The sequence below is a fragment of the Mumia spirodelae genome, assembly GCF_050632745.1.
Lineage (GTDB): Bacteria > Actinomycetota > Actinomycetes > Propionibacteriales > Nocardioidaceae > Mumia.
The window spans coordinates 133,699-147,892 of the sequence record NZ_JBODSD010000006.1; the positions used below are offsets into that span (position 1 = coordinate 133,699).

Sequence of the window (14,194 nt, forward strand, 5' to 3'; positions counted from 1 at the left end):
ATCACTCCCACTTGAACGTCCGGGCGGTCGCGCCGGCGGCGACGGCAGCCCAGACCACGAGCACCACGATGCTGGACACCGGTGGCGCACTTCCTTCGAACACCGTCCGCATGCCCTCCGACAGCGCGCCGGACGGCAGGACGGACAAGAACGTCTGCGCCGCGTCGGGATAGCGGCTCAGCGGCACGAGGACCGCCCCGCCCACCAGCAGCAGCACGTAGACCAGGTTCGCCACGGCCAGGGTCGCCTCGGCGCGCAGCGTGCCGGCGACCAGCAGCGCGAGCGCGGCGAACGCGGCGGTGCCGAGCAGCGCGAGCACGACCATCCACGCGTACGACGCTGCGCCGCCGTGCGGGTCCCACCCGAGCCAGAGCGCGACCACCACGAGCACGAGGAGCTGCAGCGCCTGCACGAGCAGGACGGAGCCGATCTTGCCGACCAGCAGGCCCCAGCGGGGGAGCGGCGTCGTGCCGAGCCGCTTGATCACCCCGTAGCGGCGCTCGAACCCGGTGGCGATCGCGAGCGACGTGAACGACGACGAGAGGATCGCCAGCGACAGCACGCCCGGCGTGATGATGTCGATCGGTCGGCCGGGCCCGAGGTCGACGATCCGGGTCGCCTCCGTCCCCGCGACCAGCAGCAGGAGCGGGATCACGAGGGCGAGGAGCAGCTGCTCGCCGTTGCGCATGAGCAGGCGCGTCTCCATGAGCGTCTGCGCGAGGACCATGCGGGGCACCGGTGCGGCGCCCGGCCGGGGCGCGAAGTCGAGGCTCACGAGCGCAGCTCCCGTCCGGTCAGGTCGAGGAACACGTCCTCGAGGGTGCGACGGCGCACGCTGATCTCGTCGAGGAGCACGCCCTGGCTGGCGAACCACGCCGTGACGGCGTGGAGCAGTCCCGGATCGATCGTGCCCGAGACGAGGTAGACCCCCGGGCTCTGCTCGACGACCTGCGAACCCGCGGGAAGCGTCGTCAGGAGGCCGGCGGTGTCGAGTCCCGCGGTCGCAGCCAGGCGGACCGTGTTCTCGGCGCCCTCGCTGGTGAGGCTCTTGGGGGTCCCGGACGCGATGAGCCGCCCGTGGTCGATCACGTGGACCCAGTCGGCGAGGCGCTCGGCCTCGTCCATGAAGTGGGTGGTGAGCACGACGGTCACGCCGCTCACCCGCAGCTCGTCCACGAGCTCCCACGTCGCCCGGCGCGCCTGCGGGTCGAGGCCGGCGGTCGGCTCGTCGAGGAAGACCAGCTCGGGACGGCCGACGAGCGCCGTCGCGAGGGCGAGACGCTGCTGCTGACCGCCGGACAGGCGCCGGTACGGCGTGCGCCCGATCCCGCCGAGCCCGAGGCGCTCGATCAGGGCGTCGACGTCGAGCGGCTCGGCGTACAGGCGGGAGACGTAGCGGAGCATCTCGTGCGGGTACGACGCGGACCACGCGCCGCCGCTCTGGAGCATCACCCCGACGCGGGGGCGCAGCCTCGCCGCGTCGCGGACCGGGTCGAGGCCGAGCACGCGGACCGTGCCGGCCTGCGGACGGCGGTATCCCTCGCAGGTCTCGATCGTCGTGGTCTTGCCCGCGCCGTTGGGCCCGAGGACGGCGGTGACCGTGCCGGGCTCGACCGTGAGGCTCAGGCCGTCGACTGCCGTCGTGTCGCCGTAGCGCATGACGAGGCCGGCGACCTCCACGGCGAGGGAATTCACTGGTCCAGTCTAGAGATCTCGTGTTCGATAGGGTCTGCTGGGGCCGCCGCCGGGGTGGCCCGGGGAGGGGTCAGGTGTTCGGCTCGCTCGGACGATACGTCGTCCGTCATCCGTGGCAGGTCATTCTCGCGTGGATCGTGCTCGCGGTGGCAGTGGTGTCGTTGGCGCCGCCGTTGCAGTCCACCAGTGACGAGGCCGACTTCCTGCCCCGTCACTACGAGTCCATCAAGGCGCTCGAGGCCCAGGCCGATGCCTTCCCGGAGCTCGCCGACACCGAGCCCGCGGCCATCGTCGTCGTCGACCGCGAGGACGGGCAGCAGCTCACCGACGAGAACACCGCCGCCGTGGCCGCGCTCGCCGAGGACCTGAGCGCCGCCGACATCGAGCACCTCGCCGACATCCGGGCCAACCCTCCGTCGGAGAACGGCGTGGTCCAGACGATCACGGCGGGGCTCACCGAGGGCACCGACCCGTTCGACACCACGCTGACGGACAGCGCCAAGGAGCTGCGCGAGCAGGCCAAGGACGCCGTCGAGGGCACCGACCTGCGAGTCGCCGTCACCGGGTCGATCGCGCAGAACCTCGACGCCGAGGAGGCCGCGAGCGGCGCCGAGGCGGCCGTCGGCATCGCGACGATCGGCCTGATCGTCATCCTTCTCCTGGTGATCTTCCGCAGCCCGATCGTCGCGCTGCTCCCGATCGTCGTGATCACGATCATCTCCCAGGTCGCCACCGGCCTGATCTCCATCGCGAACGAGACCTTCGGCCTCCAGGCCGACTCGTCGGTCACGGTGATCCTGATCGTCGTGCTGTTCGGCATCGGCACCGACTACATCCTCTTCTTGATGTTCCGCTATCGAGAGCGGCTGCGAGAGGGGGAGGAGCCCAAGGCCGCGATGGTGCACGCGATCGAGCGCGCCGGCGAGGCGATCGCGTCCGCCGGCGGCGCCGTGATCGTCGCGTTCATGGCGCTGGTGCTGTCGTCCCTGAGCATCTTCCGCTCGATCGGCCCGGCGCTCGCGATCGCCGTGGCGGTCACGGTCGTGGCCGCGCTCACCCTGATCCCGGCCGTCGTGTCGCTGCTCGGCACCAAGGTCTTCTGGCCGTCCAAGGCATGGAAGAAGGAGCCCAAGAACGCCCGCTTCGCGGCGATCGGTGACTCGCTCGGCCGCCACCCGGGCCGATTCGCGCTCGCCTCGGGGCTCCTGCTCGCCGCGCTCGCGGTCTTCGCGTTCGGCTTCAAGCCGTCGTTCGACTTCTCGCAGATGAGCCTGCCCGACGACGCGGAGTCGATGGTGGCGAGCGAGCGCATGCTCGAGGGCTACCCCGCAGGTGCCACCGCCCCGCAGACCGTCATCCTGCAGAGCACGGACGGCGACCCTATCGCGCAGGACGAGCTCGCCCCGTTCGCGACAGCGCTCGGCGACGCGGAGGGCGTGGCCCAGGTCGCGCAGCCGATCCCCAACGCCGACGGCACGGCCGCGCTCTTCATCGTGACGCTCGACGACGACCCGATGTCGGATGCCGCCATGGAGCACGTCGAGGGTCCGATCCGTACGGCGGCGCACGACGCGGCCCCGGACGGTGCCGAGGCCCTCGTCGGCGGGACGACGTCGATCTTCGTCGACCTCCAGGACGCGATGAACCGCGACTACTCCGTCGTGTTCCCGGTCGCGGCGCTGCTCATCATGATCATCCTGGCGGTCCTGCTCCGCAGCCTCGTCGCGCCGCTCTACCTGATGGCGTCGGTCGGCCTCGGCTTCGGCGCGACGCTGGGCGCCACGGTGCTGGTGTTCCAGGTGGCCAAGGGTGAGGACGGCCTCATCTTCATGCTGCCGATCTACATCTACCTGTTCGTGGTCGCGCTCGGCACCGACTACAACATCCTGATGATCGCGCGCTTGCGGGAGGAGTCCCGGCAAGGGAAGGACCCGCATGCCGCGGCGGCCTGGGCCGTACGCCATGCCGGTCCTACCATCGCCGCTGCCGGCCTGATCCTGGCCGGGTCGTTCGCCGCGCTCATGCTCGGCGGCAACCCGCTCCTCGTCTCGATGGGCTTCGCGATCTCGTTCGGCATCCTCGTCGCGGCCTTCGTGATGTCGATGTTCTTCACGCCGTCGCTGACCGCGCTGCTCGGGCACGCCGCCTGGTGGCCCGGTCACGGGGACGAGGCGCGCGAGGACGAGATCGAGGAGCCCGTCGAGTCGGCGCCGAGGTCCTGATCCGAGGTCCCGACACGCGGGCTCCTGACACGAGAGTGGTGACGCGATGCAGCTCCCGGTGATGCCGCCGGTACGCCCGATGCTGGCCAAGTCGGTCAAGGGCGTGCCGGATCCGGCCAAGGTCGACGGCGGGCTGTCGTTCGAGCCCAAGTGGGACGGGTTCCGCTGCATCGTGTTCCGCGACGGCGAGACCGTGGAGATGACCAGCCGCAACACGCGGGACCTCACGCGCTACTTCCCGGAGCTCGTCACCGCGTTCCGGGAGAACCTGCCCGAGCGGTGCGTCCTGGACGGTGAGGTGATCGTCGCGATCGACGGGCGCCTCGAGTTCGAGGTGCTCCAGGAGCGCATCCACCCGGCCGTGTCGCGGATCAACCTGCTCGCCGAGCAGACGCCGGCGTCGTACGTCGCCTTCGACCTGCTCGCGCTCGGCGACGACGACCTGACAGGGGAGCCGTTCGAGCTGCGGCGCGCGCGGCTGGTGGAGGCGCTCCAGGACGCTCGGGACCCGGTGCACACGACGCGGACCACGCTGGACCCCGCGGTTGCAGAGGAGTGGTTCGGCCAGTTCGAGGGCGCCGGGCTCGACGGCGTGGTGGCCAAGCCGCTGCGTGCGCCGTACGAGCAGAACGCCCGCACGATGCTCAAGGTCAAGCACGAGCGGACCGCGGACGTCGTCGTGGCGGGCTACCGGTTCCACAAGACGTCGACGCCCGAGCGGCCGCTGCTCGGCTCGATGCTCCTCGGGCTCTACAACGACGAGGGCGTCCTCCAGCACGTCGGCGTGTGCGCCGCGTTCACCGAGGGGCGCCGCGCCGAGCTGGTGACCGAGCTGGACGAGCTCAAGATCCCGTTCGCGGAGCACCCGTGGGGGCGGTGGGCCGAGGCGGAGGCGCACGCGGCGGGCGACCGCCTGCCCGGCGCGCAGAGCCGGTGGAGCGCCGGCAAGGACCTCTCGTTCGTGCCGATCCGGCCCGTGCTCGTCACCGAGGTGGCGTACGAGCACATGGAGGGGACGCGGTTCCGGCACACCGCCCGCTTCAAGCGGTGGCGGCCGGACCGCGACCCCGAGTCGTGCACGTACGAGCAGCTGGAGGAGGTCGTCTCGTACGACCTCGCCGACGTCCTCGGCTGACCCTCTCCGCTCAGCAGGCGCTGGCGCTGTTGGGCTTGAGCGGGACGTCCCGCAGCGTCCGCTGCAGGACGAGGGCCACCAGCGCGCTCGTGACCAGCGAGATCAGCACCGCGAGCGGGGCGGCGACGGCGCCGCCGGTGAGGTGCTCGACCCCGGCGGAGTAGAGGCCGCCTCCCAGGGCGATCTCGCCGCCGATCACGAGGGCGAGGACCACGAACAGCTGGACCGTGCCCAGCACGCCTCCCCAGCGGTAGTAGCCGAGCGCGATCGCGGCGCCGCCGAGGAAGTAGGCGATGCTGCTCAGCGACCACGACAGCCAGATCGCGAAGAAGTCGCCCGAGGAGTCGTACAACCCGGCGTCGACGACGGCCGACGACCAGTCGAGGGCGTTGAACACGAGGTGCTCGACCAGCATCCCGAGGGCGCCGGCCAGTCCGAAGGACACTCCGATCCCGACCGCGGCAGCAACGGTGCCACGGAACAGCGAGCGGCGGGTGCCGCCGCCGGCGAGATGGAGCGGGAGCGTCCCGAGGGGCATGATGATCCCCATCACGCCGAGGAAGATCGGTGCCGACCCGAGTACGCCGTCCGCGACGCTGCCGTCGAGCTCGTCCCAGGTGTGGATGACGACGCTGACGAGCGCGCTGATGATGACGACCGCGATCCAGAAGTACATCCCGATCTGCCAGGTCCCGGCGAACAGCGAGTACGTGCTGATGCGGCTGCCGCGGCGTTCCTGCTCCCGCACGGCGACGGGGGAGATGGTGGCGCTCATCGCGCGTCCTCCTTCTGAGGATCGGTGTCCTTGGTGAGGTGGATGAAGAGGTCCTGGATCGAGACCCGGGCGATCTCGACGCCGGTCTCCCGGGCGTGCGCGACCTCGGCGGGCTCGAGGGCGCCCTCGAGGGTGAGCTGCGTCGTTCCTCCGAGGGTGCGGGTCGCCAGCGCGTGGCGTCCGTCGGCGAGCTTGCTCACCGCGGTGGTCGGCCCGACCAGGCTGACGGCGCGGTCACGGAGTGCGTCGGCACTCTCGGAGACCACGGTGCGGCCGCGATGGAGCACGACGACGTCCTCGAAGAGCCGTTCGACCTCCTCGATCAGGTGGCTGGAGACGACGATCGTGCGCGGGTGCTCGGTGTAGTCGTCGAGGAGCGCGTCGTAGAACGCGTAGCGGCTCGGAGCATCCATGCCGAGGTAGGACTCGTCGAAGATCGTGAGCGGCGCGCGGCTGGCGAGCCCGATGATGCAGCCCAGCGCCGACTGCTTGCCGCGCGAGAGCTTGTTGGGCTGCGTGTCCATGGCGATCCCGAACTGGTCGAGCAGCGCCTTCGCGTACTCGGTGTCCCAGGTCGGGCGTACCTCGCTGTAGTAACCGAGGGTGTCGTCGACCGAGGAGTCCCGGACCACGTCGCCGGACTCGCGGACGAGCTGCACGCCAGCCATCACGACGGCGTTCTCGAACGGGTCGTGGCCGTCGACGCGGACCGTGCCCGACGTCGGTCGGCGCAGCGAGGCGAGGAGCGCCAGCGCGGTGGACTTGCCGGCACCGTTGCGCCCCAGGAGCCCGGTGATCGTGCCGGGACGGATGGAGAAGGATGCGCCGTCGAGCGCCGGTTCGCCGCTGCCGCGGCGGCCGTACCGGACGGTGACGTCGGTCAGCTCGGCTGCGTACGGGGTGGTCATCGGGTCTCACCTTCTGCGACAGGAGTGGGGGAGGCGGTCGGGGTGGGGGAGGTGGCGGCGTGCGGGTGCTCCGCGAGGTAGGCCGCGAGCTGCTCGCGGGGGATGCCGAGGAGGTCGGCCTGCTCGACCGCCGGGCGGAAGACGCGGTCGAGGTACGCCGCGCGGTGCTCGTGCACGAGCCGTTCGTGCGCACCGCGGGCGACGAACATGCCCAGACCGCGCCGCTTCTCGATCAGGCCCTCGTCGACGAGGATCCCGAACGCCTTCGCCGCGGTTGCGGGGTTGATCCGGAACGTCGTCGCGTACTGGGTCGTGGACATCACCTGGGCCTCCTCGGGCAGGTCGCCGCTCAGGATCTGAGCACGGATCTGGTCGGCTATCTGGATGTAGATCGGCTCTGGTCCGTCGAACACGATCCGCTCACCTCCTGTGGTTCATTACTGGACTAATGAACCACAGAACGTCTTATCACGCAAGCACGCGCCCTGCCCCCCTTCCGCGGTTTGCCACGCCAACGTGGGCAGTCGTGGTTGGCGCGGCAAGCACCGGGCGCCGAGGAGGGTTTGCCACGCCAACGGGGCAAACCGCGGAAGCGATGGGGGCGGGGCGGCTAGGCCGGGGGCGCCATCTCGGCGGCGACCCCGACGAGGCGTACGGCGCGGGTGCGGTCGGTGCGCTCCAGCAGGCCTGCGGCCGCGTCCGCGATCGTCGTGGCGTCGGACGTCGGCTCGGGGAGGGTGACGCTGCGCGTGCGGGTGTCGAACGGCACGTAGCGGATCTTGAGCCGGACGCGGACCGCGGGTCGCCCGTCCTCGACGACGTCGCGCGTCGCGGCCTCGGCGAGCCGACGGACCTCCGCCTCGACCTCGGCGGGATCGGTGAGGTCGGTCTGGAAGGTGACCTCGTGGCCGTGCGACCGCGGCACCCAGGGAGTCGGGTCGACGGGCGAGGTGTCGACGCCGCGGGCGAGCCGGCGGTACCAGGGGCCCATCGTCGGACCGAGCTGCGCGGCGAGCGCCTCCTCGTCGTACGCGCCGAGCTCGCGCACCGTGCTGATCCCCAGGCGGGCGAGCTTGGCAGCGGTCTTGCCGCCGATGCCCCAGATACCGTCGGTAGGGCGGTCGCCGACCACCGTCCACCAGTTGTCACGGGTCAGCGTGAACGTCCCTCGGGGCTTGCCGAGGTCGGTGGCGTTCTTGGCGCGGATCTTGTTGTCGCCGATCCCGACCGAGCAGTGCAGCGCGGTCCGCTCCAGGACGCGGGCCTGGATCGCGTGGGCGAACGCGAGCGCGGCCTCCTCGTCGGCCACGTCGTCAGGCACGGCGACGAACGCCTCGTCCCAGCCGAGCACCTCGACGGCCGTGCCGAGGCTGCGCAGCGCGTCCATCACGCCCGCCGAGGCCTCGTCGTACGCGGGCTTGTCGACCGGGAGGAAGACGGCGTCCGGGCACTTCTTGAGCGCGGTGCGCAGGGGCATCCCCGAGCGCACCCCGAACGCGCGGGCCTCGTAGGACGCCGTCGACACGACACCGCGCTCGGTCGGGTCGCCACGCCCGCCCACGACCACCGGAAGCCCGGCGAGCTCCGGGCGGCGCAGCACCTCGACCGCAGCGATGAACTGGTCCAGGTCGACGTGCAGCACCCAAGGCATGGTGGCTATGTCTCGATCCGGTTGCCTGCTTCGTCCCAGTGCTCGGCGACCTTCTTGCTGGGCTGGACGCGCGGCGGCTCGCCCGGCTGCTTGGGATAGTCGGGCGGCCAGTTGAGCTCGCCCCCGGGCAACGTCTCCCAGAGGTCGAGCAGCGGCTCCAGCGAGTAGGCGACGTCGTCCATCTCGGCCCAGGGGTCGCCGCTGGCCACGTAGTCGGGGATGGTCGTCAGGTTGAAGTCGCGCGGATCGTCGACGTCGGCGAGCGCGGCCCAGGTCAGGGGAGTGCTGACGGGGGCGCCGGGCCTTGCGCGCAGGCTCCACGCGCTCGCGATCGTCCGGTCGCGCAGGTTCTGGTTGTAGTCCAGGAACAGCCGGGTGCCCCGCTCCTCCTTCCACCACGCGGTCGTCACGCCGCCGTCGCGGCGCTCGAGCTCGCGACCGAGGCCGATGGCGGCGTGCCGCACCTCGTCGAAGGTCCACCGCGGCTGAAGGCGCACGTAGATGTGGACGCCACGGTTGCCGCTCGTCTTGGGGTAGCCCCGCAGGCCGAGCTCCTCGAGCAGCTCGCGCGCGACCTCTGCGACCCGCTGTGCGTCGGCGAACGTCGTGCCCGGCTGCGGGTCGAGGTCCAGCCGGAGCTCGTCGGGATGATCGACGTCGGCGCGGCGCACGGGCCACGGGTGGAAGGTGAGGGCCCCCATCTGCGCCGCCCACACGAGCGACGCCGGCTCGGTCGGGCACAGCTCGTCGGCGGTGCGGCCGCTCGGGAAGGTGATCTTCACGGTCTCGACGAAGTCGGGCGCGCCCTTCGGCAGCCGTTTCTGATAGAACCCGTCCGCGTCACGGTCCTGAGGACCGGTGGCCAGGCGCATGCCCTCGCGCCAGCCGTCGGGCCAGCGCTCCATGGCGGTGGGGCGGTCACCGATGCTCCGCAGCATCACCTCGCCGACGGCCGCGAAGTAGTCGCAGACCTGGAGCTTGGTGATCGCCGGGGTGCGCTCCGTCGCCTCGTAGACGACACGGTCAGGACTCGAGACGCGCACCTCGCGGTCTCCAGCCGAGACGTACGCCGCGGGTGTCTTGGCCATGGCACCAACCTAGGGGGACTCGGGGACACTGTGCGCACTGACGACCGACCACGGCGGCGAGACTCATCGCTGGCTAGGCTGACGCGATGCCTGACCTGGGGGACATCACCCTCGAGCCCGAGCCGGGGCGCCGCCACGCGTTCACCCTGCGCATCGGCGGCGCGGAGCAGTCGCACGTCGACCTCGAGGACCCCACGCGACTCGTCTTCGAGTACGTCCAGAGGATCGCCGACACGATCGACCTCCTGAGCCCGCCGCCGGAGCGCCTCACGGCGGTCCACGTCGGCGGGGCCGGGCTCACGCTTCCCCGGTACGTCGCCGCGACCCGCCCGCGCTCGGCCCAGGTGGTCCTCGAGCCCGCCGCCGAGCTCACCGCGTACGTCCGTGAGCACCTGCCGCTGCCGGCGCGCAGCGGGATCAAGGTCCGCCCCGTCGACGGCCGTAGCGGGCTCGCCGCGCTCCGCGCGTCGTACGCGGACGTCGTCGTCCTGGACGCCTTCGACGGCCCCGTCGTCCCGGCCGAGCTCACGACCGCGGAGGCGTTCGCCGATGTGGCGCGGGTCCTCGCCCCCGGGGGAGTGCTGCTCGCGAACGTCGCGGACCAGGCGCCGTTCCCGTACCTGCGACGGGTCGTGGCGGCGGCGCGCGCGGCGTTCCCGGAGGTTGTGGCGAGCGCCGAGCCCGCCACGCTGCGCGGCCGCCGCTACGGCAACGTGCTGCTCGTCGCGCGACGCGAGACCCTGCCGGTGGCCGCGATGCAGCGCCGTGCGGCGTCCTCGCCCTTCCCCTACCGCGTGCTCGGCGGGTCGGACCTGAGCAGCGCGCTGGGCGGTGGCGCCGCGTTCACCGACGCCGACTCGGCGCCGTCGCCCGGCCCGCCAGGGGGAGCGACGTACTTCGGCTGAGGGTGACCGGCGCCACTAAGGACATCCTTCGTTGAACGGCCCGAAGCAATAAGGGCACACTGGTGTTGTGAAAAACGCCCGGGTCGTCCCCGACGAGTCCTCGACTCGTCAGCGCGTGGTGCGCAGCATCATGCACGAGGGCCCGTCCACGGCTGTCCAGCTGGCCGAGAGGCTCGATCTCACCCCTGCCGCCGTCCGTCGCCACCTCGACGCCCTCCTCGAGGAGGGGATGGTCGAGGTCGCCGTCGCCCGTGACCGCGGGCAGCGTCGCGGACGTGGGCGCCCCGCCAAGGCGTTCGCCCTCACCGACGAGGGGCGCGAGGCGTTCGAGCAGGACTACGACGACCTGGCGGTGAGCGCGCTGCGCTTCCTGGCCGAGACCGTCGGAGAGGACGCCGTCAAGGCGTTCGCCCGCCGGCGGGGCGAGGAGCTCGAGCGTCGTCTCCTCCCGATCCTCGAGGAGGCCGCACCGCAGCGGCGTCCTGAGGTCCTGGCCGACGCGCTCGCCGAGGACGGCTTCGCCGCCAGCGTGCGGCAGGCGCCCGGCGGCACCCAGGTGTGCCAGCACCACTGCCCGGTCGCCCACGTCGCGGCCGAGTTCCCCGAGCTGTGCGAAGCGGAAACAGAAGCGTTCGCCCGGATGTTGGGACACCACGTGCAACGCCTCGCCACCATCGCCCACGGCGACGGCGTGTGCACCACGTACGTCCCCGACACCCCGGCCACCCTCACGACCGACGAGAGGACCACCCGATGACCACCACCCCGGACACCGGCGTCACCGGCGCCGCGGCGCCGAACGCCATCGAGCAGGCCAACCCCGAGCTCGCCGGCCTCGGCCGCTACGACTTCGGCTGGGCCGACCCGGACGTCGCAGGCGCGAGCGCCAAGCGCGGCCTCAACGAGGACGTCGTCCGCGACATCTCGGGCCGCAAGGACGAGCCGGAGTGGATGCTCGACCTGCGCATGAAGGGCCTCAAGCTCTTCGGCCGCAAGCCGATGCCCACCTGGGGCGCCGACCTGTCGGACATCGACTTCGACAACATCAAGTACTTCGTCCGCTCCACCGAGAAGCAGGCGACCTCGTGGGAGGAGCTCCCCGAGGACATCAAGAACACCTACGACAAGCTCGGCATCCCCGAGGCGGAGAAGCAGCGCCTCGTGGCCGGCGTCGCGGCGCAGTACGAGTCGGAGGTCGTCTACCACCAGATCCGCGAGGACCTGGAGGAGCAGGGCGTCATCTTCCTCGACACCGACACGGCGCTCAAGGAGCACCCCGAGCTCTTCAAGGAGTACTTCGCGACCGTGATCCCGGTCGGCGACAACAAGTTCTCCGCGCTCAACTCGGCCGTGTGGTCCGGCGGCTCGTTCATCTACGTGCCCAAGGGCGTCCACGTCGACATCCCGCTGCAGGCCTACTTCCGGATCAACACCGAGAACATGGGCCAGTTCGAGCGGACGCTGATCATCGTCGACGAGGACGCGTACGTCCACTACGTCGAGGGCTGCACCGCGCCGATCTACAAGACCGACTCGCTGCACTCCGCGGTCGTCGAGATCATCGTGAAGAAGGGCGGCCGCTGCCGCTACACGACCATCCAGAACTGGTCCAACAACGTCTACAACCTCGTCACCAAGCGCGCCACCTGCGAGGAGGGCGCGACCATGGAGTGGGTCGACGGCAACATCGGCTCCAAGGTGACGATGAAGTACCCGGCCATCTACCTCCTCGGCGAGCACGCCCGTGGCGAGACGCTGTCGCTGGCGTTCGCCGGTGAGGGCCAGCACCAGGACTCCGGCGCCAAGATGGTCCACGCGGCTCCGCACACGTCGAGCTCGATCATCTCCAAGTCGGTCGCGCGCGGCGGCGGTCGCGCGTCGTACCGGGGCCTGCTCCAGGTCCAGGAGGGTGCCGAGCACTCGGCCAGCACCGTCAAGTGCGACGCCCTGCTCGTCGACGACATCAGCCGCTCCGACACCTACCCGTACGTCGACGTCCGCGAGGACGACGTGTCGCTCGGCCACGAGGCCACGGTCTCGAAGGTCAGCGACGACCAGCTCTTCTACCTGATGAGCCGCGGGATGGAGGAGGACGAGGCGATGGCGATGATCGTCCGCGGCTTCGTCGAGCCGATCGCGCGCGAGCTCCCGATGGAGTACGCGCTCGAGCTCAACCGTCTGATCGAACTGCAAATGGAAGGTGCCGTCGGGTGACCGCCCCCACCACTGAATCAACCCTGGCCGGACCGGTCGAGACCCGTGTCGTCAGCCACCTGCACCCGGAGGGATCGTTCGATCCGGCCGACCACGCGGTGCCGAACGGCCTCGAGGAGATCTGGCGCTTCACGCCGCTGAAGCGCCTGCGTGACCTGCACAAGGACGCCTCGCTCGACGGCCACGACTACGAGGTCGAGATCGACGCCGCCCCCGAGGTCCGCGCCGAGTCGGTCGCGGCCGACGAGGCGACGGCACGGGGCAGCTCGACGTACGTCCCCGTGGACCGCATCTCGGCCCGCGCCTGGGAGGCCTCCGACCGGGTGTTCACCGTGACCGTCCCGGCCGAGACCGTGGCGACGCAGCCCACCTGGGTGACGTTCCGCGGCACCGGCGCGGAGAAGGCCGGCGCCGGCCACGTCGTCATCACCGCGGAGCCGTTCTCCAAGGCGACCGTCGTGATCGACTACGTCGGCTCGGCCACCTGGGCGGAGAACGTCGAGATCGTGCTCGGCGACGGCGCCAACCTGACGGTCGTCGCGGTCCAGGACTGGGACGACGACGCCGTCCACGTGTCGCACCACCACGCGCACGTCGGCCGCGACGCCAGCCTCAAGCACGTCCTCGTCAGCTTCGGCGGCGACCTGGTCCGCATCAACGCCTCGGTCGAGTACGCGGGCACCGGCGGCGACGTCGACATGCTCGGGCTCTACTTCGCCGACGCCGGCCAGCACCTCGAGCACCGCCTGTTCGTCGACCACAACAACCCCAAGGGGCGCAGCAAGGTCGAGTACAAGGGCGCGCTCCAGGGCAAGAACGCCCACACTGTGTGGATCGGCGACGTGCTGATCCGCAAGGAGGGCGTCGGCATCGACACCTACGAGAGCAACGACAACCTCGTCCTCACCGACGGGGCGCGTGCCGACTCGGTGCCCAACCTCGAGATCGAGACCGGCGAGATCGAGGGCGCGGGACACGCGTCCACGACCGGCCGCTTCGACGACCTGCACCTGTTCTACCTGCAGAGCCGAGGCATCCCGGAGGTCGAGGCCCGTCGCCTGGTCGTCCACGGGTTCTTCAACGACGTCATCCGTCGTACGGGGGTGCCCGAGATCCAGGAGCGCCTCCTGCAGACCGTGGAGGCCGAGCTCGCCAAGCACGTCGGCGTCGCGGACGTCGTCGGCGACGGTGCGCAGAGCGCGGACGCCGTCAGCGCGGAGGCCTGAGCCGTGAGCGGATTCGCGTACGCAGCGGACTTCGCCGACGTCCCGGACGGGGGCGTGCTCGCCGTCGAGGTCGAGGGCCTCGAGGTCGCGCTCGTCCGCTGCGGCGACGAGGTCTTCGCCGTCCGCGACGAGTGCTCGCACGCCGCGGTGCCGCTCTCGGAGGGCGAGGTGGAGGACTGCACGCTCGAGTGCTGGCTCCACGGGTCGCGCTTCGACGCGCGGACCGGCGAGGTGCTCAACCTGCCTGCGACCGAGCCTGTGCCGGTCTATCCCTGCAAGGTCACGGAGGACGCGACGGTCCTCGTCGACGTGACAAGCCCCAGCATCTGAACGCCCCGAAGTCTTACCTTCAAAGAAACGACGGAGTCACCACAC

14 protein-coding genes are annotated in these 14,194 nt (G+C 71.0%); 7 read left to right on the forward strand and 7 right to left on the reverse strand.

Annotated elements, in window-relative coordinates; translation table 11 throughout:
- Position 1 precedes the first annotated feature (1 nt).
- Both ACQSSQ_RS22990 and ACQSSQ_RS22995 read right to left on the reverse strand, forming a co-directional pair.
- Positions 2-775, reverse strand: a complete 774-nt coding sequence (locus tag ACQSSQ_RS22990) for an ABC transporter permease (RefSeq protein WP_431329482.1) — start codon at positions 773-775, stop codon at positions 2-4.
- A complete protein-coding gene (locus tag ACQSSQ_RS22995) occupies positions 772-1,695 on the reverse strand; it encodes an ABC transporter ATP-binding protein (protein WP_431329483.1) in 924 nt (307 codons plus the stop codon). Before ACQSSQ_RS22995 ends, ACQSSQ_RS22990 begins: the two co-directional genes overlap by 4 nt.
- Before the next feature lie 74 nt (positions 1,696-1,769).
- Here ACQSSQ_RS22995 and ACQSSQ_RS23000 point away from each other — a divergent pair, with 74 nt between their 5' ends.
- Together ACQSSQ_RS23000 and ACQSSQ_RS23005 are read left to right on the forward strand one after the other, a co-directional pair.
- Positions 1,770-3,917 (forward strand): MMPL family transporter, encoded by a 2,148-nt coding sequence (locus ACQSSQ_RS23000; protein WP_431329484.1) that lies wholly within the window; start codon positions 1,770-1,772, stop codon positions 3,915-3,917.
- A 46-nt stretch (positions 3,918-3,963) separates the two neighbouring features.
- A complete protein-coding gene (locus ACQSSQ_RS23005; RefSeq protein ID WP_431329485.1) occupies positions 3,964-5,052 on the forward strand; it encodes an ATP-dependent DNA ligase in 1,089 nt (362 codons plus the stop codon).
- Positions 5,053-5,062: 10 nt separating this feature from the next.
- On the opposite strand, the gene ACQSSQ_RS23010 is transcribed toward ACQSSQ_RS23005, so the two are convergent.
- From ACQSSQ_RS23010 to ACQSSQ_RS23030, 5 genes are all read right to left on the reverse strand, one after another.
- Positions 5,063-5,827: a hypothetical protein gene (locus ACQSSQ_RS23010; protein WP_431329486.1), complete on the reverse strand. Its 765-nt coding sequence runs from the start codon at positions 5,825-5,827 to the stop codon at positions 5,063-5,065.
- Positions 5,824-6,735, reverse strand: a complete 912-nt coding sequence (locus ACQSSQ_RS23015) for an ATP-binding cassette domain-containing protein (protein WP_431329487.1) — start codon at positions 6,733-6,735, stop codon at positions 5,824-5,826. Before ACQSSQ_RS23015 ends, ACQSSQ_RS23010 begins: the two co-directional genes overlap by 4 nt.
- Positions 6,732-7,148 carry a GntR family transcriptional regulator gene (locus ACQSSQ_RS23020; RefSeq protein ID WP_431329488.1) on the reverse strand — a complete coding sequence of 139 codons (417 nt, stop codon included), beginning with the start codon at positions 7,146-7,148 and terminating at the stop codon, positions 6,732-6,734. The genes ACQSSQ_RS23015 and ACQSSQ_RS23020 overlap by 4 nt, the downstream gene beginning before the upstream one ends.
- Positions 7,149-7,345: 197 nt before the next feature.
- Positions 7,346-8,386 carry a DNA polymerase IV gene (locus tag ACQSSQ_RS23025; protein ID WP_431329489.1) on the reverse strand — a complete coding sequence of 347 codons (1,041 nt, stop codon included), beginning with the start codon at positions 8,384-8,386 and terminating at the stop codon, positions 7,346-7,348.
- A 5-nt stretch (positions 8,387-8,391) separates the two neighbouring features.
- Positions 8,392-9,474 carry a DNA polymerase domain-containing protein gene (locus ACQSSQ_RS23030; RefSeq protein ID WP_431329490.1) on the reverse strand — a complete coding sequence of 361 codons (1,083 nt, stop codon included), beginning with the start codon at positions 9,472-9,474 and terminating at the stop codon, positions 8,392-8,394.
- A gap of 86 nt (positions 9,475-9,560) precedes the next feature.
- Here ACQSSQ_RS23030 and ACQSSQ_RS23035 point away from each other — a divergent pair, with 86 nt between their 5' ends.
- The 5 genes from ACQSSQ_RS23035 (at position 9,561) to ACQSSQ_RS23055 (ending at position 14,149) form a co-directional block, all read left to right on the forward strand.
- Entirely contained in the window at positions 9,561-10,379 is an 819-nt protein-coding gene (locus tag ACQSSQ_RS23035) for a spermidine synthase (protein WP_431329491.1), read from the forward strand.
- A gap of 67 nt (positions 10,380-10,446) precedes the next feature.
- Entirely contained in the window at positions 10,447-11,136 is a 690-nt protein-coding gene (locus ACQSSQ_RS23040; RefSeq protein WP_431329492.1) for a helix-turn-helix transcriptional regulator, read from the forward strand.
- Positions 11,133-12,593, forward strand: a complete 1,461-nt coding sequence (gene sufB, locus ACQSSQ_RS23045; protein WP_431329493.1) for a Fe-S cluster assembly protein SufB — start codon at positions 11,133-11,135, stop codon at positions 12,591-12,593. Before ACQSSQ_RS23040 ends, sufB begins: the two co-directional genes overlap by 4 nt.
- Positions 12,590-13,819 carry a Fe-S cluster assembly protein SufD gene (sufD, locus tag ACQSSQ_RS23050; protein WP_431329494.1) on the forward strand — a complete coding sequence of 410 codons (1,230 nt, stop codon included), beginning with the start codon at positions 12,590-12,592 and terminating at the stop codon, positions 13,817-13,819. Before sufB ends, sufD begins: the two co-directional genes overlap by 4 nt.
- A gap of 3 nt (positions 13,820-13,822) precedes the next feature.
- Entirely contained in the window at positions 13,823-14,149 is a 327-nt protein-coding gene (locus tag ACQSSQ_RS23055; protein ID WP_431329495.1) for a non-heme iron oxygenase ferredoxin subunit, read from the forward strand.
- The last annotated feature ends 45 nt before the right edge of the window (positions 14,150-14,194 follow it).

What these genes read in the sequence shown, in the direction of transcription:
- ACQSSQ_RS23025 (WP_431329489.1), bottom strand. Translation starts at nt 8,386, where the DNA reads ATGCCTTGGGTGCTGCACGTCGACCTGGACCAGTTCATCGCTGCGGTC.
- ACQSSQ_RS23010 (WP_431329486.1), bottom strand. Translation starts at nt 5,827, where the DNA reads ATGAGCGCCACCATCTCCCCCGTCGCCGTGCGGGAGCAGGAACGCCGC.
- ACQSSQ_RS23030 (WP_431329490.1), bottom strand. Translation starts at nt 9,474, where the DNA reads ATGGCCAAGACACCCGCGGCGTACGTCTCGGCTGGAGACCGCGAGGTG.
- ACQSSQ_RS23035 (WP_431329491.1), top strand. Translation starts at nt 9,561, where the DNA reads ATGCCTGACCTGGGGGACATCACCCTCGAGCCCGAGCCGGGGCGCCGC.
- ACQSSQ_RS23005 (WP_431329485.1), top strand. Translation starts at nt 3,964, where the DNA reads ATGCAGCTCCCGGTGATGCCGCCGGTACGCCCGATGCTGGCCAAGTCG.
- ACQSSQ_RS23015 (WP_431329487.1), bottom strand. Translation starts at nt 6,735, where the DNA reads ATGACCACCCCGTACGCAGCCGAGCTGACCGACGTCACCGTCCGGTAC.
- sufB (WP_431329493.1), top strand. Translation starts at nt 11,133, where the DNA reads ATGACCACCACCCCGGACACCGGCGTCACCGGCGCCGCGGCGCCGAAC.